Origin of the sequence: Streptomyces boetiae, assembly GCF_031845405.1 — a bacterium.
Classification (GTDB): domain Bacteria; phylum Actinomycetota; class Actinomycetes; order Streptomycetales; family Streptomycetaceae; genus Streptomyces; species Streptomyces boetiae.
This window is the reverse complement of the sequence record NZ_JAVREN010000002.1, coordinates 1-24,110: the sequence shown is the minus strand read 5'-3', so window position 1 is coordinate 24,110 and position 24,110 is coordinate 1. Positions and strand designations below refer to the sequence as shown.

The window sequence follows — 24,110 nt, the reverse complement described above, 5'->3', positions numbered from 1 at the left end:
CCCGCTCGCGGCGGCGGACGGTCACAGAGCCCGCAACGCCGCTGTGCAGGCCACCGCCACCGCGATCACCACCAGGAACGGCGCGCGCAGCAGCAGCGCGACGCCCGCCGCGCCCAGCCCGGCCGCCCGCGCGTCCAGCGCGATCACCTCGCCCTCCCCGAGCGTCTGCAGGGCGGTGAGCGCGGCCAGCAGGGCCACCGGCAGCAGCGCCGCGAGGCGGCGGACGGCCGGGCGTTCCAGGGCGGTGGCCGGGACGGACAGGCCGAGGAGCTTCACCAGGTAGCAGCCGAGCGCGGTGGCGGCGACCGCGAGCCAGACGCTCACGCGGCGGCCCTCCGCGCGCGCCCGGCCAGCAGCACGGCGGGGGCCGCGAGCGCCGCGGCCAGCACCGGCACACCGGCGGGCAGCAGCGGCAGGCAGGCCAGGGCGACCGCCACCGCGAGCGCGGCGGTGGCGCGTTCGGCCGCGCCGCGCAGCATCGGCGCCAGCAGGGCGAGGAAGACGGCGGGGCCCGCGGCGTCCAGGCCCCAGGCGTCCGGGTCGCCGATCGCACCCGCGCCGATGGCACCCAGCAGGGTGGTGAGGTTCCAGCAGACGTAGAGGCTCAGGCCGGTGACCGCGAAGCCCAGGCGGGCGCGGCGCCGGTCGGGCTGCGCCAGGGCCACGGCCGAAGTCTCGTCGATGACCCAGTGGGCCGCCGCCGGGCGCACCCGGCGGGGCAGGGCCAGCAGGCCGGAGAGGCGCAGTCCGTAGAAGCAGTTGCGCAGGCCGAGGAAGAGGGCCCCGGCCGAGGCGGGCAGCGGGCCGCTCCCGGCCGCGAGGGCGCCGACCAGCGCGAACTGCGAGGCGCCGGTGAAGACCAGCAGGCTGAGGGCGCAGGCCTGAAGGATGCTCAGGCCGCCGGAGACGGCGGTCACGCCGAAGGCGAAGCCGGAGAGGCCGACCGCGACGCCCACGCCGAGGGCGTTCCGCACGGTCCGCCGGGTGCCCGCGCGCTCCTCGGAGCCGGAGTCGGGAAGGGGGCCGGAGTCGGGGAAGGGGTCGGCTCCGGGGGCGCCGACCGGTTCTGTCGTTCCATGGGTCACGGGCGCACGCTAGGCGGCGGCCGACGACCGGTCTTGTACGTTCTTGCGCGCGGAGTGGCTATCTTCGCACCCGGCGGACGCCGCGCTCCCGCTGGTAGGCGCCGGGGGTGACGCCGACGATGCGCGTGAAGTGCCGGTGCAGGTGCGGCTGATCGGTGAACCCGACCGCGACCGCCGCCTCGGCGGGGCCGATTCCGGCGTCGAGCAGGTCGAGGGCGCGGCGCACCCGCGCGTCGGTCAGCCAGGCGTGGGGCGGCAGCCCGTACCGCTCGCGGAAGGCGCGCAGCAGGGCGAAGGGGCTGACCCCCAGCCCGGTGGCGAGGGCTTCGAGGGTGGGCGGGTCGGCGAGCCGTTCGGACAGCGTCTCCCGCGCGCGTTCGGCCAGGCGCGCGCCCGCGCTGCGGATCTCGCGCCGGGGGCGCGCCCCGCCCGCCCGGCGCAGGAGCCGGGCCACGGTCAGCCGCAGCAGGCTGTCCGCGGCCAGGGCGTTGCCCTCGTCGGTCGCGCGCAGCACCCGGCCGATCATCCGCACCGCCTCCGGGTCGTCCACCACCGGCGCGCGGAACCCGGCCGCGCCCCGCAGCCCCAGCGTCTCGGCCGCGATGGCGTCCACCAGGCCCGGATCGGGGTAGAGCGCGCCGTAGGTCCAGCCCTCGGGCACCCCGGCGTGGCCGGTGTGCGGGGTGTCGGGGTTGATCAGCGCCAGCCCGCCCGCCCCGGCCCGCTCCACGCTCCCGCCGTGGTCGAAGACCTCGACCCCCGACGTGATCCCGGCGATCACGAAGGTGCGGTGGGTGTGCCTGATGAACGCCCGCCGCACGTACCGGGCCCGCAGCAGGTCGACGCCGGGCAGCGACGGATGGCGCCAGTGACGCGCGTGCTCCCGCTCCTCCATGGGAGCCATTGTGCGCCCGCGCGCCGGCCGCCGGGCCGGGTGGCCACCCGCTGTCAGTGGCGGGGTGCACGATGGGCGCATGGACGGACATCCGGCGCTGGCCGCCTTCTCCCCCGCGACCCGGGCGTGGTTCTCGCGTGCCTTCCACGCGCCCACGCCCGCGCAGGAGGGCGCGTGGAAGGCCATCGCCGAGGAGTCCGACGCCCTGGTCGTGGCGCCGACCGGCTCGGGCAAGACGCTGGCGGCCTTCCTCGCCTCCCTGGACGCCCTCGCCTCCACCCCGCCCCCGGCCGAGCCGCACCTGCGCTGCCGCGTGCTCTACGTCTCCCCCCTGAAGGCCCTGGCCGTGGACGTGGAGCGCAACCTCCGCAGCCCGCTCACCGGCATCCGCCAGGAGGCGGTGCGCCTCGGCCTCCCCGAGCCCGAGATCCGCGTCGGCATCCGCACCGGCGACACCCCGGCGGCCGACCGGCGCACGCAGGCCAGGCGCCCGCCGGACATCCTCATCACCACGCCCGAGTCCCTCTTCCTCATGCTCACCTCGGCCGCCCGGGAGGCCCTGGCCGGGGTGCGGACGGTGATCCTCGACGAGGTCCACGCCGTCGCGGGCACCAAGCGCGGGGCGCACCTGGCGCTGTCCCTGGAGCGGCTGGACGCGCTGCTGCCGCGTCCGGCCCGCCGCATCGGGCTCTCGGCCACCGTCCGGCCGGTGGACGAGGTGGCCCGCTTCCTCTCCCCGCAGCGCAAGGCGCGGATCGTCCAGCCGCCCTCGGGCAAGAAGTTCGAGCTCTCGGTCGTGGTGCCGGTGGAGGACATGGGCGAGCTGGGCGGCTCCCCGGTGGCCGACGGTGCGGGCGGCGGCGACGTGCCCTCCATCTGGCCCTCCGTCGAGGAGCGGATCGTGGACCTGGTGCAGGCCCACCGCTCCACCATCGTCTTCGCCAACTCCCGCCGCCTGGCCGAGCGCCTGTGCAACCGGATCAACGAGATCGCCCACGAGCGAGCCACCGGTCAGCCGCTGCCCGAGGAGCACGCCCCCGCCGCGCTGATGGGCGGCTCGGGTGCGGCCCGGGGCGCGAGCCCGGTGCTGGCCCGCGCGCACCACGGCTCGGTGTCCAAGGAGCAGCGGGCGCTGATCGAGGAGGACCTCAAGGCGGGCCGGCTGCCCGCCGTGGTGGCGACCTCCAGCCTGGAGCTGGGCATCGACATGGGCGCGGTGGACCTGGTGGTGCAGGTGGAGTCGCCGCCCTCGGTCGCCTCCGGGCTCCAGCGGGTGGGCCGCGCGGGGCACCAGGTGGGCGCGGTGTCCTCGGGCGTGGTCTTCCCCAAGTACCGCGGCGACCTGGTGCAATCGGCGGTGGTCACCGAGCGGATGCGGGAGGGGGCCATCGAGTCCCTGCGCGTCCCGGCCAATCCCCTGGACGTTCTCGCCCAGCAGCTGGTGGCCATGACCGCCCTGGACACCTGGGACGTGGACGAGCTGCTGACCGTGGTGCGACGGGCCGCCCCGTTCGCGGCCCTGCCGGAGTCGGCCTTCCACGCGGTCCTGGACATGCTGGCCGGGCGGTATCCCTCGGACGCCTTCGCCGAGCTGCGGCCCCGGGTGGTGTGGGACCGGGTCGCCCACACCGTCACCGGGCGGCCCGGGGCGCAGCGCCTGGCCGTCACCTCCGGGGGCACCATCCCCGACCGCGGCCTGTTCGGCGTTTTCCTGGCCGGGGCCGACCCGCGCCGGGGCGGGGGCCGGGTGGGCGAGCTGGACGAGGAGATGGTCTACGAGTCCCGCGTGGGCGACGTCTTCACCCTGGGCACCACCTCCTGGCGCATCGAGGACATCACCCGGGACCGGGTGCTGGTGACGCCCGCCCCCGGGGTGCCCGGGCGGCTGCCGTTCTGGAAGGGGGACCAGCTGGGCCGGCCGCTGGAGCTGGGGCGCGCGCTGGGCGCCTTCCTGCGGGAGGTCGGCGGCCTGGAGCCGGGTCCGGCCCGCGAGCGGCTGGCCGCCGCCGGCCTCGACTCCTGGGCGGTGGACAACGTCCTGGCCTACCTCGGCGAGCAGCGCGAGGCCTGCGGCCACGTCCCGGACGACCGCACCATCGTCGTGGAGCGGTTCCGCGACGAGCTGGGCGACTGGCGGGTGGTGGTCCACTCCCCCTTCGGCGCACAGGTCCACGCCCCCTGGGCCCTGGCCCTGGGCGCCCGGCTCACCGAGCGCTTCGGCATGGACGCGCAGGTGCTGCACGCCGACGACGGCATCGTGCTGCGCCTGCCCGACGCGGACCTGTTCGGCGCGGCGGACGGCGAGGACCCGCTGGGCGCGGGGCCCGCCCCGGGCGCGCTGCCCGACGCGGCGTACGACGACGGCCTGGCCCCCGTGGGCGCCGAGGACGTGCTCTTCGACAAGGGTGAGGTCGAGCAGCTCGTCACCGACCAGGTCGGCGGCTCGGCCCTGTTCGCCTCCCGCTTCCGGGAGTGCGCCGCGCGGGCCCTGCTCCTGCCCCGGCGCACGCCCGGCCGGCGCACCCCGCTGTGGCAGCAGCGCCAGCGCGCCCACCAACTGCTGTCCGTGACAGCCGAGTTCGGGTCGTTCCCGATCGTGCTGGAGGCGGTCAGGGAGTGCCTGCAGGACGTCTTCGACGTGCCCGGCCTCACCGAGCTGATGGCCGACATCGAGGCCCGCCAGGTCCGGCTGGTCGAGGTCACCACCCGCGAGCCCTCCCCCTTCGCCCGCTCTCTCCTCTTCGGGTACGTCGCGCAGTACCTCTACGAGGGGGACTCGCCGCTGGCCGAGCGGCGCGCCGCCGCGCTCTCCCTGGACTCAAGGCTGCTGGCCGAGCTGCTGGGCCGGGCCGAGCTGCGCGAGCTGCTGGACCCGGGCGTTCTCGTGGAGCTGGAGCGTGAGCTGGCCTGGCTGACCGAGGAGCGCCGGCTGAGGGACGCCGAGGGCGTCGCCGATCTGCTGCGGGTCCTGGGCCCGGTCACCGACGAGGAGCTGACCGCCCGCGGCGCCCTCCCAGCCTGGGCCGAGGAGCTGGTGGCGGCCCGCCGCGCGCTGCGCGTGCGGATCGCCGGGGCCGAGCACTGGGCGGCCATCGAGGACGCCGGGCGGCTGCGCGACGCGCTGGGCGCCGCGCTCCCCGTGGGCGTGCCCGAGGCGTTCACCGAGCCCGTGCCCGACCCGCTGGGGGACCTCCTCGCCCGCTACGCCCGCACCCACGGCCCGTTCACCTCGGCGCAGGCCGCCGCCCGCTTCGGCCTGGGCACGGCTGTTGCGGACGGCGTGCTGCACCGGCTGGCGGCCGACGGGCGACTGGTGCAGGGCGAATTCAGGCCCGGCGGCGCGGGGCACGAGTGGTGCGACCCGGCGGTCCTGCGCCGGCTGCGGCGCCGCTCCCTGGCCGCGCTGCGCCACGAGGTGGAGCCCGTCCCGCCCGCGGCGCTGGCCGCGTTCCTCCCCGCCTGGCAGCACGTCGGGGCCCTGGCCGGCCGCGGCGGGCTGCGCGGGATCGACGGACTGGCCCGCGTGGTGGAGCAGTTGCAAGGCGCGCCCGTGCCCGCCTCCGCCCTGGAGCGGCTGGTGCTGCCCGGCCGCGTCGCCGGCTATGTCCCGTCCCTCCTGGACGAGTTGACCGCCTCGGGCGAGGTGGTGTGGGCGGGCGCGGGCGCGTTGCCCGGCAAGGACGGCTGGATCGCGCTCTACCCCGCCGACGCCGCCCCGCTGCTGCTGCCGCCCCCGCAGCCGCTGGAGCTCTCGCCGCTGCACCGGACGGTGCTGGAGGCGCTCTCCGGCGGGTACGGCCTGTTCTTCCGCCAGATCGCCGAGCAGGTCGCCGCCGCCGGGCAGGAGGCGGGCGAGGCCGAGCTGGCCGAGGCCGTGTGGGACCTGGCCTGGTCCGGGCGCCTGACCAACGACACCCTGGGCCCGCTGCGGGCCCTCCTCGGCTCCGGCCGCACCGCAGGGTCCACCGCCCACCGGGGGCGCCGCCCCACGCCCCGCGGCCGGTTCGGCGCGCTGCCGGGCCTGCGCGCCGGGGCGCGGGCGCCGGGCGGCCCCGGCCGCGCCGGGCCCCCCACGGTGGCAGGGCGCTGGTCGCTGCTCCCGGCCCGCGAGGAGGAGCCCACGCTGCGGGCGCACGCCCTGGCGCGCACCCTGCTGGACCGGCACGGCGTGGTGACCCGCGGCGCGGTCGCGGCCGAGGGCGTTCCCGGCGGCTTCTCGGCCGCGTACCGGGTGCTGTCGGCCTTCGAGGAGAGCGGGCAGGCCCGCCGCGGGTACGTCGTGGAGGGGCTGGGCGCGGCCCAGTTCGCGATGGACGGGGCGGTGGACCGGCTGCGCGCGGCCGGCACGGCCGCGGAGCGGGGCGAGACCCCGGCCGGGCCGCGGGCCGTGGTGCTGGCGGCGGCCGATCCGGCCAGCGCCTACGGCGCGGCCCTGCCCTGGCCGGAGCCGCCGCAGGGGGCGGGCCACAAGCCGGGCCGCAAGGCCGGCGCCCTGGTGGTGCTGGTGGATGGCGCACTGACGCTCTACCTGGAGCGGGGCGGGCGCACGCTGCTGGCCTGGGCCGGCGGGAGCGGCGAGGAGAGCGGGCAGGGCGGGGACCACGGAGGCGACGCCCCGCGGGAGCGGCTGCGGGCCGCGGCCGAGGCCCTCGCCCGGACGGCCGCGGCGGGCTCGCTGGGCACCCTCACGCTGGAGCGGGTCAACGGCACCCCGGTGCTGTCCTCGCCGTTCTGGACCGGCCTGCTGGAGACCTCCGGCTTCCACGCCACCCCCCGCGGGCTACGCCTGCGCCCCGGCCGCTGAGCGCGGGTCCGGGGGAGGGGCGGAAGCGGGGTTCAGGCGGCGACGACGTCCACGGCCTCGCTGGGGGCCTTGATCGTGACGTGGTCGTCGGGACGGTGAGTGACCGAGGGCACACGCACGGGGTTGAGCATCGGGCGGTCGGCCAGGCCGCGCCCGGCGGGCAGCGACACGGTGTCGCTGGCGGCGGACTGGGCCAGCTCGGCGAGCGCCAGCTCGTCGCTGACCTCGCGCAGCAGCTCCGACATCCGCAGGTCGAGGGCGTCGCAAATGGCGGCCAGCAGTTCGGAGGAAGCTTCCTTCTGCCCCCGCTCCACCTCGGAGAGGTAGCCGAGGGAGACCCGTGCGGAGGAGGACACTTCGCGCAGCGTGCGGCCCTGACGTTGGCGCTGCCGACGCAGCACGTCACCCAGCAGGCGACGGAGCAGGATCATCGGTGGCTCCCTCCTCGGACCGTTGGCCTCGCTTGCTTCATGCCCCACCGTACCGCCTCGGACTCCCACCGGGCGGGGAGCGATGTCTTGTTCACTCAGGGCTGCAAACATCCATCCTCTCCGTTCTGTTCCGTATCCTGCGCCGCTGCGGCAGATGACACCTCCCCCACACCGGGGAGGATCAGCTGGTCGCGGAGCAGGCCCAGCACGGCGTGGACGCTGCCGGCCCGGATGGCTGCCCGGTCACCTCGCAGATTCAGCCGCTGAGCCACGACTCCCCCGGTTCCGGGCGCCGAAACCGCTACGTACACCGTGCCGACCGGCTTTCCGTCCTGCGGCTCGGGCCCGGCGACGCCCGTCGTGGCCACGCCCCAGTCGGCCCGCAGCAGGCGGCGCACGCCCGTGGCCATCTGCCGGGCCACCTCGGCGTCCACCGCTCCCCGCCGCGCGAGGAGGCCGCCGTCCACGCCCAGCACGTCGCGTTTGGCCTCGGTGGCGTAGGCGGTGACGGAGCCGAGGAAGACGCGGGAGGCCCCGGGCGGGCCGGTCAGGGCCGCGGCCACCAGGCCGCCGGTCAGGGACTCGGCGGCGGCCAGCGTCTCCCCCCGGCCCGTCAGCAGCGCCATCACCTGCTCCGCCGCGGCCGGGTCCTCGCGACGCCCGCTACCGGCCACCGGCACCCGCCCCGTCGGCCCGGGCGGCGCGACGCAGCACGACGGCCTGCCGGATGTAGTCCAGGCCGGTCACCACCGTGAGCGCGACGGCCGCCGCCATCACCCACCAGCGCAACGTGGCCAGGGGACCGCTGAGCGTGAGAATGTACATCCCGACGGCGACGCCTTGGGCGAGGGTCTTGAGCTTCCCGCCCCGGCTGGCGGGAATCACACCGAGCCGGATCACCCAGAAGCGCAGCGCCGTGATCCCCAGCTCGCGGGCCAGGATGACGACCGTCACCCACCAGGGGAGGTCGGAGAGCGCCGAGAGGCAGACCAGGGCGGCGCCCATGATCGCCTTGTCCGCGATGGGGTCGGCGATCTTGCCGAAGTCGGTGACCAGGTTCCGCCGCCGGGCCAGCTCCCCGTCCAGCAGGTCGGTGATCATGGCCACGGTGAACGCGGCCCAGGCCGCCGCCCGCCAGCCGGCGTCGTGCCCGTCCCCGGCGAACATCAGCAGGACGAACCCGGGCACCAGCAGCAGGCGCACCATCGTGAGGACGTTGGCGATGTTCCACAGGCTCGGCGCGGCCTGCCGGCGCCCCGCGAGCTGTCCCTTCCCGGCGGCGGAGGCCGGCACGTCCGTCATCTCGCGGCCCCGGAGGGGCTGCCCACCGCCGGCACGGCGGCGACCAGGTCGACGCCCCGGGCCGCCACCACCTCGGCGGCGGCGAACTCCCCGGGCCGCAGCGGGCCGCCCGCCTCCGGCCCGCCCAGCAGCACGACGTGCCCGTCGGTCTCGGGGGCCTGGTGCTGGCCGCGGCCCACGCCCAGGATCCGGGCCCCGGGCACGGCGCCGGCCGCGGCCTGAAGGGCCCACTCGGCGTCCTCCGCGGCCTCCTCGGCGTCCCCGGCGGTCTCGACCAGGACCCGCACCGGCTCCCCGAGGCGCTCCTCGGCCCGCTGCGCGATCAGCTCGTCCGCCAGGGCGGAGACCCGCTCCAGCCGCTCGGCGATCTCCTCCTCGGGCAGCTTGCCGTCGTACCCGGCGGCCTCGGTGCCCTCCTCGTCCGAGTACCCGAAGACGCCGATGGCGTCCAGGCGGGCCTCGGTCAGGAAACGCTCCAGCTCGGCGAGGTCCGCCTCGCTCTCGCCGGGGAAGCCGACGATGAAGTTGGAACGGACGCCGGCCCGCGGGGCGCGCTCCCTGATGGTGGCCAGCAGCCCCAGAAAGCGGTCGGCGTCCCCGAACCGCCGCATGGCGCGCAGCACTCCGGGCGCGGCGTGCTGGAAGGAGAGGTCGAAGTAGGGGGCGACCTTCTCGGTGCCGGTGAGCACGTCGATGAGGCCGGGCCGCATCTCGGCGGGCTGAAGGTAGCTGACGCGAATCCGGTCCAGGCCGTCCACGGCGGCCAGTTCGGGCAGCAGCGTCTCCAGCAGGCGGATGTCGCCCAGGTCCTTGCCGTAGGAGGTGTTGTTCTCCGAGACGAGCATGATCTCCTTCACGCCCTGCCCGGCGAGCCAGCGGGCCTCGTTCAGCACGTCGGCCGGACGGCGGGAGATGAACGAGCCGCGGAAGGCCGGGATGGCGCAGAAGCTGCACCGCCGGTCGCAGCCGGAGGCCAGCTTCACCGAGGCGACGGGGCCGCCGCCCAGGCGGCGCCGCAGCGGGGCGCGCGGCCCGGAGGCCGGGGCCAGGCCCTCGGGCAGGTCGGCCAGGACGGACGGGCCGTCCCCGTGCGCACCATCGCCCGGGTGGGCGGCGTCCCCGGCGGCCTCGCCGTGCCCGGGGAGGGCGACGTCCGCGCCCGCCCGCTGGCGTTCGGCGGGGCTGATCGGCAGCAGCCTGCGCCGGTCGCGCGGTATGTGCGGGGCGTGGACGCCGCCGGACAGGATGGTGCCCAGCCGGGCGGAGATGTCCGCGTAGTCGTCGAAGCCGAGGACCGCGTCCGCCTCGGGCAGCGCGTCGGCCAGCTCCTTGCCGTACCGCTCGGCCATGCAGCCGACGGCGACCACCGCGCGGGTGCGGGCGCCCTCGCCGGCCTCGCCGCTCTTGAGGCGGTGGGCCTCCAGCAGCGCGTCGACCGAGTCCTTCTTGGCGGCGTCCACGAACCCGCAGGTGTTGACCACCGCGACCTCGGCCTCGGCGGCGTCCGCGACGAGGTCCCAGCCGTCCGCGGCCAGCCGCCCCGCGAGCTCTTCTGAATCCACCTCATTGCGGGCGCAGCCGAGGGTGACCAGGGCGACGGTGCGGCGTTCGGACATGACCTCAGCCTACTTCGTCCCGTGCCGCCCGCCCGCCCCGGAGGGGTCCGCTCAGCCCTCGCTCGGGTCGCCCGGCGTGTAGCTCAGGCGCTCGACCTGACCCATTTCGAAGACATCCTCGATGGGACGCCCGTTGACGTGAAGCCGCACGGCGCCGGCGTTCCCCAGCACCAGGTCGATCTGCTCCTCGTCGGTGAAGGTCTCCGAGTCGCCCTCCTGAAGGACGCCCTCGAAGAGGGTCCCGCCGTTGCTGTCCCGGGCGGAGATCCAGCTCGAGCCGCCCTCGGCGGTGGCCCGCACCGTCACCCGGTCGGCGGGCACGGCGGCCACCGCGCTCTCGGAGGGCTCGGGCTCGGGCGTGGGCTCCTCCCGGGCCTCCTCCTCGGGGTCGGCGGTGGGCGGCCCGGCCTCGCTGCGCTCGGCCACGGTGCCCGGGTCCTCGGAGTCGCCACCGCTGAAGAAGGTGAAGCCGACGAAGCCGATCACGGCGACGATGGCGGCGACCATGGCCGCCGTCCAGTTGGGCCGACGCGGCTCCGGCCGGATCCGCTCGGCCTCGAACAGCGGCCCGGAGGAGAGCGGAGGCGGCGGCGCGCCCTGCTGGGCGTTGAACAGCTCGATCAGCTCGTCGGCGTCCGCCCCGACGGCCTTGGCCAGCGAGCGGATGTGCCCGCGCGCGTAGACGTCGCCGCCACAGCGCGAGAAATCGTCCTGTTCGATCGCGTGAACGATCGGAATGCGCACACGTGTGGACGAACTGACCTCGTCCACGGTCAGCTTTGCCTCGATGCGCGCCTGCTGGAGGATGCGACCGACGGAAGGCCGGTCCTTGGCCGAAGAGTTGCCGTTGGACACGGGGGCGCCTTTCGAGCGTGAAGCCACGTGCTGTGCTTATCAGTCTAGGGGGGCTGCGAAAGGAACGGGCAACCGGGCCGAGGGCGTGTGTACGCCAAGCGGATGGCCGCCGCCCGGGTGGCCCGCGCGGGGACTACGGAGGAGTCTCCCCCCGGATCACCGCCAGCACGCCATCGAGTTCGTCGGGTTTGACCAGCACGTCGCGGGCCTTGGATCCCTCGCTCGGCCCCACCACGCCGCGCGACTCCATCAGGTCCATCAGCCGCCCCGCCTTGGCGAAGCCCACCCGCAGCTTCCGCTGGAGCATCGAGGTGGAGCCGAACTGAGTGGATACCACCAGCTCCGCCGCCTGGCACAGCAGGTCCAGGTCGTCCCCGATCTCCTCGTCGATCTCCTTCTTCTGGCCCGAGGAGACGGTGACGTCCTGCCGGAAGACCGGCGTCATCTGCGCCTTGCAGTGCGCGACGACGGCCGCGACCTCCTCCTCGGTGACGAAGGCCCCCTGCATGCGCACCGGCTTGTTCGCGCCCATCGGCAGGAACAGGCCGTCGCCCTTGCCGATCAGCTTCTCGGCGCCGGCCTGGTCGAGGATGACGCGGCTGTCGGCGAGCGAGGAGGTGGCGAATGCCAGGCGGGAGGGGACGTTCGCCTTGATCAGCCCGGTGACCACGTCCACGCTCGGCCGCTGGGTGGCCAGCACCAGGTGGATTCCGGCGGCCCGGGCCAGCTGCGTGATGCGGACGATGGCGTCCTCCACGTCGCGCGGCGCGACCATCATCAGGTCCGCCAACTCGTCCACGATCACCAGCAGATACGGGTAGGGCGTCAGCTCCCGCTCGCTGCCGGGGGGCGGGGTCGCCTTGCCCGAGCGCACCGCCGCGTTGAAGTCGTCGATGTGCCGGTACCCGTACGCCGCCAGGTCGTCGTAGCGCAGGTCCATCTCGCGCACCACCCACTGCAGGGCCTCGGCGGCCCGCTTGGGGTTGGTGATGATCGGGGTGATCAGGTGCGGGATGCCCTCGTAGGCGGTCAGCTCCACCCGCTTGGGGTCCACCAGCACCAGCCGCACGTCCTCGGGCGTGGCGCGCATCATCACCGAGGTGATGAGGCAGTTGACGCAGGAGGACTTGCCGGAGCCGGTGGCGCCGGCCACCAGCATGTGCGGCATCCGCGCGAGGTTGGCCATCACATAGCCGCCCTCGACGTCCTTGCCGAGGCCGACGAGCAGCGGGTGGTCCTCGCCGGCCGCGTCGGCGGTGCGCAGCACGTCCCCGAGGTTGACCATCTCCCGGTCGCTGTTGGGGATTTCGATGCCGACGGCCGACTTGCCGGGGATGGGGCTGATGATCCGCACGTCCGGGCTGGCCACCGCGTAGGCGATGTTCTTCGTCAGCGCGGTGATCTTCTCCACCTTGACGGCGGGGCCCAGCTCGACCTCGTAGCGGGTGACGGTCGGGCCGCGGGTGAAGCCGGTGACGCGGGCGTCCACCTTGAACTCGTGGAAGACGGTGGTCAGCGACTCCACGACCGCGTCGTTGGCCGGGCTGCGGGAGCGGCCGGGCCCGCCGCGCACCATCAGGTCCAGACGCGGCAGGGAGTAGGTGATGTCCCCGGAGAGCTGGAGCTGTTCGGCGCGCGGCGGCAGCGGCTCCGACGGCTCGGGAACGTTCTTGGTCAGGTCCGGAACGCTTCTGGTCAGGTCCGGAACGGCCGCCCCGGCCGCCCCGGCCGCGCTTTCCCCGCCTGCGTTCTCGGCCCCCGGGCGCCCGGCGGTGGGCTCCGCGTCCTCCCGGGCCGGGCCGCGCCGCCTCCCCGCGCCGCCGCTGAGCCCGGCCACCACCGGGGAGGGCTCGACGCCGTGCAGGACCGCCCCGTCCAGGGCGGCGGCGGCCGCCGCGGCGACGTCCACCGGGTCGGGGCCGGCCTCCCGGTCGCGCGCCGGGGCGCGCCGGGTCCGGCCGCCGCCGCGCGGGGGCCTGCGGCGGTCCTCCAGGGCGGCGCGCTCGGCCGCGGAGGCGCCCGCTGGGTCGCCGCCGTCGCCGCGGCCCGGACGGTGCTCCGCCTCGAACTCGCGGTCGTGGAGGTCGTAGCGCTCGGGCAGGAACCGGGTCTCCGTGCCCGGGCCGCTCCCCGCGAGGAGGCCGAGCCGGATGGCGCCCTGGCGCAGCCGCCGCGGGATGGTGTTGACGGGTGTGGCCGTGACCACCAGCAGCCCGAAGACCGTCAGCAGCGCGAGGAGCGCCACGGCCAGCGGCTCGCCCACCGCGATGATCAGCGGCCGGGAGGCGGCCCAGCCCAGGTGGCCGCCGGTGTCCCGCAGGGCCTGGACGCCGTCGCTGCGGGTGGGCGCCCCGGTGGCGACGTGCACCAGGCCGAGCACGCCCACCAGCAGGGCGCTGAGCCCGATGACAATCCGTCCGTTGGCCTCCTGCTTGTCCGGGTGCCGGATCAGGCGCACGGCCAGGAAGCCCAGGACAAAGGGAAAGAGCAGGTCGAGGCGGCCCAGCGCCCCGGTGACGAGGATGGTCACCAACTCGCCCACCGGGCCCTGGAGGTTGGACCAGGTGCCGGCCGCGACGACGAGGGTCAGGCCCAGCAGCAGGAGCGCGAGGCCGTCCTTGCGGTGCGCCGGGTCGAGCCCCTTCGCGCCCCGCCCTATGCCGCGCAGCAGCGCTCCCACGGGGTGGGCGATGCCCATCCACAGGCCGCGCAGCAGGCGGAAGACGGGCCCGGGCCCCGAACGCCCCTTGCCCGCGGGGGCACTCTTCGCGGCGGGCTTGCGCGCGGCGGGCCGTCCGGCCGCCGCCTTCTTCGCGGGCGCCTTCCTGGCGGGCGCGGCCTTCTTCGCCGCTCCCCCGCCGCCGCGCCCGGCGCGCGCGGGACCCTTGCCGGACGTTCCTGAGGCCATGGGGCGAGGTTACCCGGGTGGCGGGCGGGGGGCACGGGGCCGGGGCGTGTCCCGGGCCGCCGTCCCGCCCGGCGGGGGCCGCCCGGGGACGCCCGCGCGGGGGGCCCGGCCGGGCGGGCCTCAGCCCGGCTGGGACTCCACCGACCGGGGCTCGCTGGCTCCCGGCTGGAGGGCGTCAAGTGCCCGGCGCAGCCCGGAGAGCTTCCGTTCCAGGTGCGCCGCGGTGGAGACGGCCGCGGAGGCGCCGCCGGACTCGGTCAGCTCCTTGGTGAGGACCTCGGCCTGCTCCTCGACGGCCGCCAGCCGGGCGGACAGCTCCGGCAGCAGCCCGCCGGCGCCGCGTTCGGCATCGGCGGGCGGGTGGCCGCCGTCCAGCTCGCGGCGCAGCAGCAGGGCCTGCTCGCGCAGCTGGAGGTTCTTCATGTGCAGGTCGACGAAGACGGAGACCTTGGCGCGCAGCACCCACGGGTCGAAGGGCTTGGAGATGTAGTCGACCGCGCCGGCCGCGTACCCGCGGAAGGTGTGGTGCGGGCCGTGGTTGATGGCGGTGAGGAAGATGATGGGGATGTCCCGGGTCCGCTCGCGCCGCTTGATGTGGGCGGCGGTCTCGAAGCCGTCCATGCCCGGCATCTGGACGTCCAGCAGGATCACCGCGAAGTCTTCCGTGAGCAGCGCCTTGAGCGCTTCCTCCCCTGACGATGCCCGGACCAGCGTCTGATCGAGCGCCGAGAGAATCGCCTCAAGCGCCAGCAGATTCTCGGGTCGGTCATCGACCAGGAGGATCTTGGCCTTCTGCACCATGGCCCGTCCTCCTTGCCCCTGCGACGCACGGAGCGCCGCCCCTGTGGACGGCACCCTCACGCCGCCCGGTCCTGTGCCGGACATGTTGACACTCTCCCCGGCACCATTGCCAGCGAGCCCGACGAGTCCGCGCGACTGCGCGGAGTGACCCCCGCCGGGCCCTCGCTCCGTTGCGAGAGACCGAAGACTTTCCGGTCGGATCCACGCGCCACCTGGATTCCTCCCGCCGGTGCGCCTGCGGCCAGCAGCACGGAAACCCGGTGATCAAGGCATCGCGCTGCGTCACGATATCACGCACCCCCGACACCGGCGAGTCCGGCAACCGCCGCCAGAACGCATGACCGAAACCGACCGGGTCCGGCTCGCGCACAACGCCGTGCGCACCCCGCAAACGCCCACGGTGCCCGGAAAGTTCCCTCTCGCCGGGCATCGCGAGACAGATCACTTCCGGCCGCTCTCCATCCACTGCGTCATCACGGTCAGCAAGTGATCGGTGTCGACCGGCTTTGTCACATGTGCGGAGGCACCCGACTCGATGCTCTTCTCCCGGTCGCCCTTCATCGCCTTCGCGGTGAGCGCGATGATCGGCAGCCCCGAGAACTGCGGCATCCGCCGGATCGCCGAGGTCGTCGAATACCCGTCCATCTCCGGCATCATGATGTCCATCAGGACCAGCGCCACGTCGTCGTTGGACTCCAGCACCTCGATGCCCTCGCGGCCGTTCTCCGCGTACAGCACCCGCAGACCGTGCTGCTCCAGCACGCTGGTGAGGGCAAAGACGTTGCGCACGTCGTCGTCCACGATGAGGACTTTGCGGCCCCGTAGCTGCCGGCTCACCCGCTGCCGCACCGCGTCGTCCGGCGCCGCCTTCGGCTCGGGCACCAGCGGGGCCTCCGCCTCCTGGCCCGCGCCGTGGCCGTTGTCCACGAAACGCTCCCGGTGGCGGCGGGTCAGCGTCTCCGCGGCCCGCTCGGCAGCCCGCGAGGCCGCCCGGTTCCGGGCGCGGGCCGCCTCCCGCTCCGCCTCCGCGCCTCCCGCGGGCCCCTGGGGCTCCCGGCCGGCCGCGCCGCCGGACTCCTCGCCCGCGAGGCCCCCGCCGAGGTCCGCGCCCAGGGCCTCCGCGTCCGGCCCGTCGCCGCCCTCGCCCGGGGCGTCCGGGCCCGCGGCCTCCTCGCCGCGGCCCGCCGGCAGCGCGGGCCGCTCCGCGCCCGCGCCCACGGCCACGCCGCCGCCCTCGTCGGCCTCCGCCTCGTCCATGACCTCCAGGCTCAGCGTGCTGCCGCCCGCGAGCTGGGCGTACCCCGGCGGCGGAAGCTCGGTCGGCTGCAGCGGCAGGAACAGGGTGAACGTCGAGCCGCGGCCCGGCTCGCTCTCCGCGTGGATCTCCCCGCCCAGCAGCCGCGCGATCTCCCGGCTGATCGACAGGCCCAGGCCCGTGCCGCCGTACTTGCGGCTGGTGGTGCCGTCCGCCTGCTTGAACGCCTCGAAGATCACCCGCATCTTGCTCGCCGCGATACCGATCCCCGTGTCGGAGACCGCGAACGCCACCAGCGGCGCGTCCGCCGACTCCACCGCCCCGCTCTCCAGCATCTGCTCGCGGATGTCGTCGGGCACCTCGGGCCCGGCCGGGCCGATCACCAGCTCCACCGACCCGGTCTCGGTGAACTTCACCGCGTTCGACAGGAGGTTGCGCAGCACCTGCAGCAGCCGCTGCTCGTCGGTGTGCAGCGTCGCAGGCAGCTCGGGCGAGACCCGCACCGAGAACTCCAGGTTCTTCTCCGCCGTCACCGGCCGGAAGGACGCCTCGACGTAGTCGACCAGCTGCACCAGCGCGATCCGCGCCGGGCTGACGTCCATCTTGCCCGCCTCGACCTTCGACAGGTCCAGAATGTCGTTGATCAACTGCAGCAGGTCCGAGCCCGCGCCGTGGATCGTCTCGGCGAACTCCACCTGCTTCGGGGAGAGGTTGCCATCCGCGTTGTCCGCCAGCAGCTTGGCCAGGATCAGCAGCGAGTTCAGCGGGGTGCGCAGCTCGTGCGACATGTTCGCCAGGAACTCCGACTTGTACCGCATCGAGACCGCCAACTGCTCGGCCCGCTCCTGGAGGCCCTTGCGCGCCTCCTCGATCTCCCGGCTCTTCTCCTCGATCTTGCGGTTCGTGGCGGCCAGCAGGACCGCGTTCTCCTTCAGCTCGGCGTTCGACTCCTGGAGGGCGTGGCTCTGCCGCTCCAGCTCGCCCTTCTGCTGCTGCAACTGCTCCGCCAGCTGCTGCGACTGCGTCAGCAGCATCTCCGTGCGGGTGTTGACGCTGATCGTGTTGACGCTGGTGGCGATCATGTCGGCCATCTGCCGCAGGAAGTCCACCTGGATCTCGGAGAACTTCGTGAACGAGGCCAGCTCCAGCACGCCCAGCACCCGGCCCTCGAAGACCACCGGCAGGATGATCACCGTCACCGGCGCTGCCTCGCCCAGCCCCGAGGAGATCTTCAGGTACCCCTCGGGCGTCGGCCCGAACAGCAGAACCCGCCGCTCCCCCGCGGCCGTCCCCACCAGCGATTCCCCGAAGCGGAAGGACATCGCCTGCTGGCCCGGTGCGTACCCGTACGAGGCGATCATCCGCAGCTCGTACTCGCCGTCCTCGCCCGGCGGGACCTCCGGGTTCTCCTCGCCCGCCTCGCCCACCGGCACCGAGAGGTAGAACGCCCCGTGCTGGGCCGTGACCGCCGGGCACAGCTCGCTCATGATCAGCTTGGCCACGTCCGTCAGGTCCCGGCGGCCCTGCATCCTCGCGGACACCTGCGTCAGCGTCGTCTTCAGCCAGTCCTGCTCCCGGTTGGCCGAGGTGGCCTCCCGCAGGCGCCGGATCATGACGTTGACGCTCTCCTGCACGACCAGGATCTCCCCGGCCGCGTCCGTGTCGATGTGCACGTTGTGATCCCCGCGGGTCACGAACGTCGCGACCCGGGCGATGCCCCGCACCTGGCGGGTGAGGTTCCCCGCCATCTCGTTCACCGAGTCCGTCAGGTCCTTCCAGGTGCCGGCCACGCCCGGCACCCGTGCCTGACCGCCCAGCTGCCCCTCGGTGCCCACCTCCGTGGCGACCTTGGTGACCTGCTCCGCGAACAGCGAGAGCTGGTCGACCATCGTGTTGAGGGTCTCCTTCAGCATCTGGATCTCGCCGCGGGCGTCGATGTCGATCTTCTTCGTCAGGTCGCCCTTGGCGATGGCCGTGGTGACCTCGGTGATGCTGCGCACCTGGAGCGTGAGGTTGGAGGCCATCGAGTTGACCGACTCGGTCAGGGCCTTCCACGTCCCCGAGACCCCCGGCACGTCGGCCTGCCCGCCCAGGCGGCCCTCCGTGCCGACCTCGCGCGCCACCCGCGTCACCTCGGCGGCGAAGGAGGACAGCGTCGTCACCATCCGGTTCACCGTGTCCGCCAGCAGCGCGACCTCGCCGCTGGCCTCGACCGTGACCTTCCGCGACAGCTCGCCGTTCGCCACCGCCGTGGCCACCTGGGAGATCGCCCGCACCTGCGTCGTCAGGTTCCGCGCCATCAGGTTGACGCTGTCCGTGAGGTCCTTCCACGTCCCGGAGACGCCCCGCACCTCCGCCTGACCGCCGAGCTGGCCCTCGGTGCCCACCTCCCGCGCGACGCGGGTGACCTCGGCCGCGAACGAGGAGAGCTGGTCCACCATCGTGTTGACGGTCGTCACCAGTTCCAGGATCTCGCCCCGGGCGTTGACCGTGATCTTCTTGGTGAGGTCGCCCCGGGCGACCGCGGTGGTCACCTCCGAGATGTTCCGCACCTGCAGCGTGAGGTTGTTGGCCATGCCGTTGACGGACTGGGTCAGGTCCTTCCAGGTCCCGGCGACCCCCTCGACCTCCGCCTGGCCGCCCAGGCGGCCCTCGGTGCCCACCTCCAGCGCGACCCGCGTCACCTGCTCCGCGAAGGAGGAGAGCTGGTCCACCATCGTGTTCAGCGTGTCCTTCAGCTCCAGGAACTCCCCGCGCGCGTCCACCGTGATCTTCTGGGACAGGTCACCTCGCGCCACCGCCATGGCAACGCCCGCGATGTTCCGCACCTGATCGGTCAGGTTCGCCGCCATGCCGTTCACCGAGTCGGTCAGGTCCCGCCAGACCCCGGCCACGTCCGAGACCTGCGCCTGGCCGCCCAGCTTGCCCTCGGTGCCCACCTCGCGGGCCACCCGCGTCACCTGCTCGGCGAACGAGGAGAGCTGGTCGACCATGGTGTTCACGGTGTTCTTCAGCTGCAGGATCTCGCCCTGCGCGTCCACCGTGATCTTCTGCGAGAGGTCGCCGCGCGCCACGGCCGTCGTCACCTGCGCGATGTTGCGGACCTGGTTCGTCAGGTTGGACGCCATCCGGTTCACCGAGTCGGTCAGCGCCTTCCACGTGCCGCTGACGCCCTCCACCTCGGCCTGGCCGCCCAGACGCCCCTCCGTGCCCACCTCGGTCGCCACCCGCGTCACCTGGTCCGCGAAGGAGGACAGCTGGTCCACCATCTTGTTGACCGTGTTCTTCAGGTTGAGCATCTCGCCCGAGACCTCGACCGTGACCTTCTGGGAGAGGTCGCCATTGGCCACGGCCGTCGTCACCGAGGCGATATTCCGCACCTGTCCGGTCAGATTCCGGAAGGCCGTATTCACCGAATCGGTCAGATCCTTCCAGGCCCCGGCCACCCCGGTGACCGACGCCTGGCCGCCCAGCACGCCCTCGTCGCCGATCTCCCGCGCGACGCGCGTGACCTCCGACTGGAAGGAGGAGAGCTGGTCCACGGTCCGGTTCACCGTGTTCTTCAGCTCCAGCATGTCGCCGGAGACGTCCACCGTCACCTTCTGCGACAGGTCGCCGTTCGCCACCGCCGCCGAGACCTGCGCGATGTCGCGCACCTGGTCCGAGAGGTTGCGGAAGGCCGTGTTGACCGAGTCGGTCAGCTCCTTCCACACCCCCGCGACGCCCTGCACCCGCGCCTGGCCGCCCAGCTTGCCGTCGGTGCCGATCTCGGTCGCCGTCCGCGTCACCTGGTCCGCGAACGACGACAGGATCTCCGTCATCCCGTTGATCGTGTCCGCGAGACGGGCCACCTCGCCGCTGGCCGAGACCGTGATCTTCTGCGAAAGGTCACCATTGGCAACGGCCGTGGTGACCTGCGCGATCTCCCGCACCTGCTTGGTGAGGTTCCCCGCCATCAGGTTGACCGAGTCCGTCAGGTCCTTCCACACGCCGGCCACGCCCTGGACCTGCGCCTGGCCCCCCAGCACGCCGTCCGTCCCGACCTCGCGGGCCACCCGCGTCACCTCGGCCTGGAAGGACGAGAGCTGGTCGACCATCGTGTTGACCGTGTCCTTCAGGTCCAGCATCTCCCCGGCCACGTGCACCGTGACCTTCCGGGACAGGTCCCCGTCCGCCACCGCCTTGGTCACCACGGAGATGTCCCTCACCTGGGCGGTGAGCCGGGAGGCCATCGTGTTGACCGAGTCGGTCAGGTCCTTCCAGGAGCCCGCCATTCCCCTGACCTTGGCCTGGCCTCCCAGCTTCCCCTCGGTGCCGACCTCGCTCGCCACCCGGGTCACCTCGTCGGTGAACTCCGAGAGCTGGTCCACCAGCCCGTTCACCGTGCGCGCCACCCGCAGGAACTCGCCCCGCAACGGCCGGCCCGTCCCGTTCGACGCCACCGCCCGCAGGTCCATCCGCTGCCGCAGGTCGCCCTCGGCCACCGCCGAGAGCACCCGGCCCACCTCGGACACCGGCCGCACCAGGTCGTCCACCAGCTCGTTGGCGTCGTCGATGGCCTTCGCCCAGGCCCCCTCGCACAGCCCCGTCTCGATCCGCTCGGTCAGCTTGCCCTCGCGGCCCACGACCCGGCGCACCCGCGCCAGCTGACCGGTGACATGGAGATTGCGGTCCGCGACCTCGTTGTAGACCGCGGCGATCTCCGCCATCGGCCCGTCGCCGGAAACCGTCAACCGCTTGCGGAGATTGCCGTCACGCAGGGATTCCAGGGCGGTAAGGAGCCGGTTCAGCGCGGCGGCGTCCACCTCGACGGTGCCGCTGCCGCGCGGCTTCCGTGCCCGCGCGACCGTACCGGCTCGCGCCACTGCTCCGTCAGACACCACTGTGCCCCTCCCGCGGGATCGACCATTCAGCCCGGGCGTTCACATCGAGCTTCTCCAGTGTTTCACTCCCCACCGACGGGGCGATAACAGTTCGGCAGCATCGCACACCACTGTTTCCCGGTCCGGGGGAAATCATCGATGCACGGCCCGCCGGGACGGCCGACGTAAGTACCCTGGCATCCGGCCGCTCCTTCGGGCAGGGGCGGCCGTGACGAGACGACCTTTGGGGGACGACGTGATCACCGCGCGAGCTGCGGCCACCTTCGAGCCGGTAGGACGCTCGGTCGCCACCGCGCGGGGCTTCGTCAGGGACACCCTCCAGGGCTGGGGCCTGGCCGACCTCATCGAGGACGCCGTCGTGCTCACCAGCGAGCTGGTCACCAACGCCGTCGTCCACGCCGGCACCTCCGCCGAGGTCCGCTGCCTGCGCGACCCCCAGGGCGTTCGCGTCGAGGTCGTCGACCGCCACCCCGAGCGCATGCTGCCCATGGGAGAGGTCTCCCGCAGCCGCCCCGACCTCACCAGCGAGGGTGGCCGCGGCCTCATGCTCTGCGCCGCGCTCGCCGCCCGCTGGGGCGTCGACTACACCACCACCGACAAGTGCGTCTGGTTCCGCCTCGACCAGCAGGCCCTCCCCGTCGGCACCCGCGCCGCCGGCCCCGTCCTCCCCGACGAGGCCCTTCCCGTCACCGACCCCCGCGTCCGCGTCGCCGTCGTCCAGGTCGACCGCACCGACACCGTCACCCTGTGGAACGACGACGCCCGCGAGCTGTTCGGCTACGCCGCCGAGCAGGTCGTCGGCAAGCCGCTGGCCGACCTCGCCGCCTGGCCCCAGACCCCCGGCACCGGCACCGGCATCGCCGAGGCCCTCTCCCTCTCCCGCTGGGAGGGCTCCTACGGCCTGCGCGACTCCGAGGGGCGTACCGTCCCCGTCTACGCCTGCCACCTCAGAGTCCGCGACGCCCGGGGCGAACCCTCCACGGTCTGCCTCATCGTCCACGACCGCGAGCGCGCCATCCTCCAGAGCCCCGTCCGCCTCCCCGGCCCCGGCGCCGCCCCCGACGGGCTGGAGCGCACCGGCGACCCGCTGGAGGCGCTGATCGGCACCCCGCCGCCGGACGACCTCGACGGCCTCCTCCAGCGCACCGTCGAGCGAGCCCGCGACATGCTCGACGGCGACGCCGCCTTCCTGCTGCTGGCCACCGACGACGAGACCGAGCTGGAGGTCCGCGCCACCACCGGCCTGCCCTCCGCCCGCCAGCGCTTCGCCCGCGTCCCCGTCGAGACCGGCAGCGGCCGGTACGGCTCCGCCCGCATGCCCTCCGTCCACGACGACCTGGCCCTCGCGCCCGGCGCCGTCCCCCTCCTCTCCGGCACCGGCATGCACGCCGTCGTCACCGTCCCGCTCAAGGTCGAGGGCCGGCTCACCGGCTCCCTCGGCGTCGCCTCCGAGACCCCCGGCCGGTACAGCAACGAGGAGGCCCTGCGCCTCCAGTTCGCCGCCGACCGCATCGCCCTGGCCGTCGAGTCCGCCCGCCTGACCGAGCTGGAACGCCTGCGCCGCGGCTCGCTCGCCTTCCTCGTCGAGGCTTCCGAGCTGCTGGCCGGCACCCTCGACCGGAACCAGACCCTCGCGCTGATGGCCCAGATGACCGTCCCCACGGTCGCCACCTGGTGCGCCGTCTACACCATCCCCGAGCCCGGCTCCGACCCCGTCCTCTCCTACGTGCTCCACGAGGACGAGGACCGCATCGACGGCATCAAGGCCCTGCTGGAGCGCCTCGACCCGCCGGACCCCGACATCAGCCTGGGCGTGCGCCCCTGGACCGCCCCCGCCGACGCCGCGCACGACACCGCGCTGCGCGCCTCCCTGCGCCACCTCGCGCTCGGCGGACGCCCCTCCCCCGGAGCCGCGGACACCCCCGGCCGCAGCACGGCCGCGGCCGTGGGCGGGGAAACGGTCGTCCTCCCGCTCATCGCCCGCAACCGCGTCATCGGCCTCCTCGCTTTGGGCAAGCCCACGGACGAACGCTTCCGCCAGGACATCCTGGAGCTGGCCGAAGACCTCTCCCGCCGGGCCGCCCTCGCCCTGGACAACGCCCGCCTCTACAGCGAGCGCACCGCCATCAGCCAGTCCCTCCAGCGCAGCCTGCTGCCGCCGGAGCTCCCGGACGTGGAGGGCGTGGACGTCGAGGTCATCTACCGCGCGGCCGGCGAGGGGAACGAGGTCGGCGGGGATTTCTACGACGTCTTCCCCATCCGCGAGGGCGCCTACGGCTTCGCCATCGGCGACGTCTGCGGCACCGGCCCGCTGGCCGCGGCCGTCACCGGCCTGGCGCGGCACGCGCTGCGGCTGCTGGCCCGCGAGGGCCTGGGCGGACCCGCGGTGCTTGAGCGGCTCAACGCCGCGATCCTGGAAGAGGGTTCACGCGCCCGCTTCCTGACCCTGCTCTACGGGGAGCTGTGGCCGCAGCCGGACGGCGGCGCGCTGCTGAAGATGGTGTGCGCCGGGCACCCGCTGCCGCTGCGCCTGTCCCCGGACGGCTCGGTGGAGCCGGCCGCGAGCCCGCAGCCGCTGCTGGGGGTCATCGAGGACCTGGAGCTGTACGAGCAGACCGCGCTCCTGCACCCCGGGGACGTCCTCCTCTGCGTCACGGACGGGGTGACGGAGCGCCGGGAGGGCGTCCGGATGCTCGGGGACGACGGCCTGGCCGAAGTCCTCAGCACCTGCACGGGACTTACGGCGGGCGCCGTGGCAACGCGGGTCCTGCGCGCCGTGGAACGCTTCGCCTCCGACGCCCCCTCCGACGACATGGCCATCCTGACGCTCCGCATCCCGGAGGCGGAGAAGAGGCGCTGAGAGGCTGGGACAAAGAAAAGGCTCCCGCCGAGGCGGAAGCCTTTTTAGATCTCATGAGACAGAGCCCCAAAACGGAATCGAACCGTTGACCTTCTCCTTACCATGGAGACGCTCTGCCGACTGAGCTATTGGGGCAAAATTCCGGCGGTGTCCTACTCTCCCACACGGTCCCCCATGCAGTACCATCGGCGCTGGAAAGCTTAGCTTCCGGGTTCGGAATGTAACCGGGCGTTTCCTCTCCGCCATGACCACCGGAACACTCTGAGAGAATGGTCCCCGGGTCATCAATTCACAGTGGACGCGAGCATCTGCGGACAAGCCCTCGGCCTATTAGTACCGGTCGACTCCACCCCTCACAAGGCTTCCATCTCCGGCCTATCAACCCCGTCGTCTCCAGGGAGCCTTACCCCATCAA

13 protein-coding genes, 1 tRNA gene and 2 rRNA genes are annotated in these 24,110 nt (G+C 73.9%); 2 read left to right on the top strand and 14 right to left on the bottom strand.

All coding sequences use genetic code 11. The annotated features are described in order from the left end of the window. Window positions 1-21 precede the first annotated feature (21 nt). The 3 genes from RM780_RS01300 to RM780_RS01290 all read right to left on the bottom strand — a co-directional run bounded on the left by RM780_RS01300 (window position 22) and on the right by RM780_RS01290 (window position 1,989). On the bottom strand, window positions 22-324 hold the full coding sequence (locus RM780_RS01300; RefSeq protein WP_311628518.1) for an AzlD domain-containing protein: 303 nt from the start codon (window positions 322-324) through the stop codon (window positions 22-24). Next, window positions 321-974, bottom strand: coding sequence for an AzlC family ABC transporter permease (locus RM780_RS01295; protein ID WP_394812864.1), 654 nt, complete (start codon window positions 972-974; stop codon window positions 321-323). The genes RM780_RS01300 and RM780_RS01295 overlap by 4 nt, the downstream gene beginning before the upstream one ends. Window positions 975-1,143: 169 nt before the next feature. After that, complete coding sequence (locus RM780_RS01290; RefSeq protein WP_311628516.1) at window positions 1,144-1,989, bottom strand: AraC family transcriptional regulator; 846 nt, start codon at window positions 1,987-1,989, stop codon at window positions 1,144-1,146. Window positions 1,990-2,059: 70 nt separating this feature from the next. Here RM780_RS01290 and RM780_RS01285 point away from each other — a divergent pair, with 70 nt between their 5' ends. Beyond that, window positions 2,060-6,784, top strand: a complete 4,725-nt coding sequence (locus RM780_RS01285) for an ATP-dependent helicase (protein WP_311628515.1) — start codon at window positions 2,060-2,062, stop codon at window positions 6,782-6,784. A gap of 32 nt (window positions 6,785-6,816) precedes the next feature. On the opposite strand, the gene RM780_RS01280 is transcribed toward RM780_RS01285, so the two are convergent. The 8 genes from RM780_RS01280 to RM780_RS01245 form a co-directional block, all read right to left on the bottom strand. Continuing rightward, entirely contained in the window at window positions 6,817-7,215 is a 399-nt protein-coding gene (locus tag RM780_RS01280) for a helix-turn-helix domain-containing protein (protein ID WP_311628514.1), read from the bottom strand. 95 nt (window positions 7,216-7,310) lie between these two features. Continuing rightward, the gene (locus RM780_RS01275) at window positions 7,311-7,841 is read right to left on the bottom strand and encodes a CinA family protein (protein WP_394812855.1); all 531 of its coding nucleotides are present in this window, start codon (window positions 7,839-7,841) and stop codon (window positions 7,311-7,313) included. A 37-nt stretch (window positions 7,842-7,878) separates the two neighbouring features. Continuing rightward, a complete protein-coding gene (gene pgsA, locus RM780_RS01270; RefSeq protein ID WP_311628512.1) occupies window positions 7,879-8,517 on the bottom strand; it encodes a CDP-diacylglycerol--glycerol-3-phosphate 3-phosphatidyltransferase in 639 nt (212 codons plus the stop codon). After that, complete coding sequence (locus RM780_RS01265) at window positions 8,514-10,133, bottom strand: MiaB/RimO family radical SAM methylthiotransferase (RefSeq protein WP_311628511.1); 1,620 nt, start codon at window positions 10,131-10,133, stop codon at window positions 8,514-8,516. Before RM780_RS01265 ends, pgsA begins: the two co-directional genes overlap by 4 nt. Window positions 10,134-10,184: 51 nt before the next feature. Beyond that, window positions 10,185-10,988 carry a helix-turn-helix domain-containing protein gene (locus tag RM780_RS01260; protein WP_311628510.1) on the bottom strand — a complete coding sequence of 268 codons (804 nt, stop codon included), beginning with the start codon at window positions 10,986-10,988 and terminating at the stop codon, window positions 10,185-10,187. A 133-nt stretch (window positions 10,989-11,121) separates the two neighbouring features. Beyond that, window positions 11,122-13,896 carry a DNA translocase FtsK gene (locus RM780_RS01255; protein WP_311628509.1) on the bottom strand — a complete coding sequence of 925 codons (2,775 nt, stop codon included), beginning with the start codon at window positions 13,894-13,896 and terminating at the stop codon, window positions 11,122-11,124. A 120-nt stretch (window positions 13,897-14,016) separates the two neighbouring features. Continuing rightward, window positions 14,017-14,697 carry a response regulator gene (locus RM780_RS01250; protein ID WP_311628508.1) on the bottom strand — a complete coding sequence of 227 codons (681 nt, stop codon included), beginning with the start codon at window positions 14,695-14,697 and terminating at the stop codon, window positions 14,017-14,019. A gap of 441 nt (window positions 14,698-15,138) precedes the next feature. After that, window positions 15,139-20,832, bottom strand: a complete 5,694-nt coding sequence (locus RM780_RS01245) for a HAMP domain-containing protein (protein WP_311628507.1) — start codon at window positions 20,830-20,832, stop codon at window positions 15,139-15,141. 238 nt (window positions 20,833-21,070) lie between these two features. On the opposite strand from RM780_RS01245, the gene RM780_RS01240 reads away from it, so the two are divergent. Beyond that, window positions 21,071-23,695, top strand: a complete 2,625-nt coding sequence (locus RM780_RS01240) for a SpoIIE family protein phosphatase (RefSeq protein WP_311628692.1) — start codon at window positions 21,071-21,073, stop codon at window positions 23,693-23,695. 62 nt (window positions 23,696-23,757) lie between these two features. On the opposite strand, the gene RM780_RS01235 is transcribed toward RM780_RS01240, so the two are convergent. From RM780_RS01235 to RM780_RS01225, 3 genes are all read right to left on the bottom strand, one after another. Beyond that, window positions 23,758-23,830, bottom strand: a tRNA-Thr gene (locus RM780_RS01235). Window positions 23,831-23,834: 4 nt separating this feature from the next. After that, window positions 23,835-23,951: ribosomal RNA gene (gene rrf, locus RM780_RS01230) — 5S ribosomal RNA — on the bottom strand. A 54-nt stretch (window positions 23,952-24,005) separates the two neighbouring features. Next, window positions 24,006-24,110 (bottom strand): 23S ribosomal RNA (locus RM780_RS01225); the annotation flags it as partial.

Coding starts and splice junctions, on each gene's coding strand:
- RM780_RS01290 (WP_311628516.1), bottom strand. CDS start 1,989: ATGGCTCCCATGGAGGAGCGGGAGCACGCGCGTCACTGGCGCCATCCG.
- RM780_RS01285 (WP_311628515.1), top strand. CDS start 2,060: ATGGACGGACATCCGGCGCTGGCCGCCTTCTCCCCCGCGACCCGGGCG.
- RM780_RS01280 (WP_311628514.1), bottom strand. CDS start 7,215: ATGATCCTGCTCCGTCGCCTGCTGGGTGACGTGCTGCGTCGGCAGCGC.
- RM780_RS01275 (WP_394812855.1), bottom strand. CDS start 7,841: ATGGCGCTGCTGACGGGCCGGGGGGAGACGCTGGCCGCCGCCGAGTCC.
- pgsA (WP_311628512.1), bottom strand. CDS start 8,517: ATGACGGACGTGCCGGCCTCCGCCGCCGGGAAGGGACAGCTCGCGGGG.
- RM780_RS01265 (WP_311628511.1), bottom strand. CDS start 10,133: ATGTCCGAACGCCGCACCGTCGCCCTGGTCACCCTCGGCTGCGCCCGC.
- RM780_RS01255 (WP_311628509.1), bottom strand. CDS start 13,896: ATGGCCTCAGGAACGTCCGGCAAGGGTCCCGCGCGCGCCGGGCGCGGC.
- RM780_RS01250 (WP_311628508.1), bottom strand. CDS start 14,697: ATGGTGCAGAAGGCCAAGATCCTCCTGGTCGATGACCGACCCGAGAAT.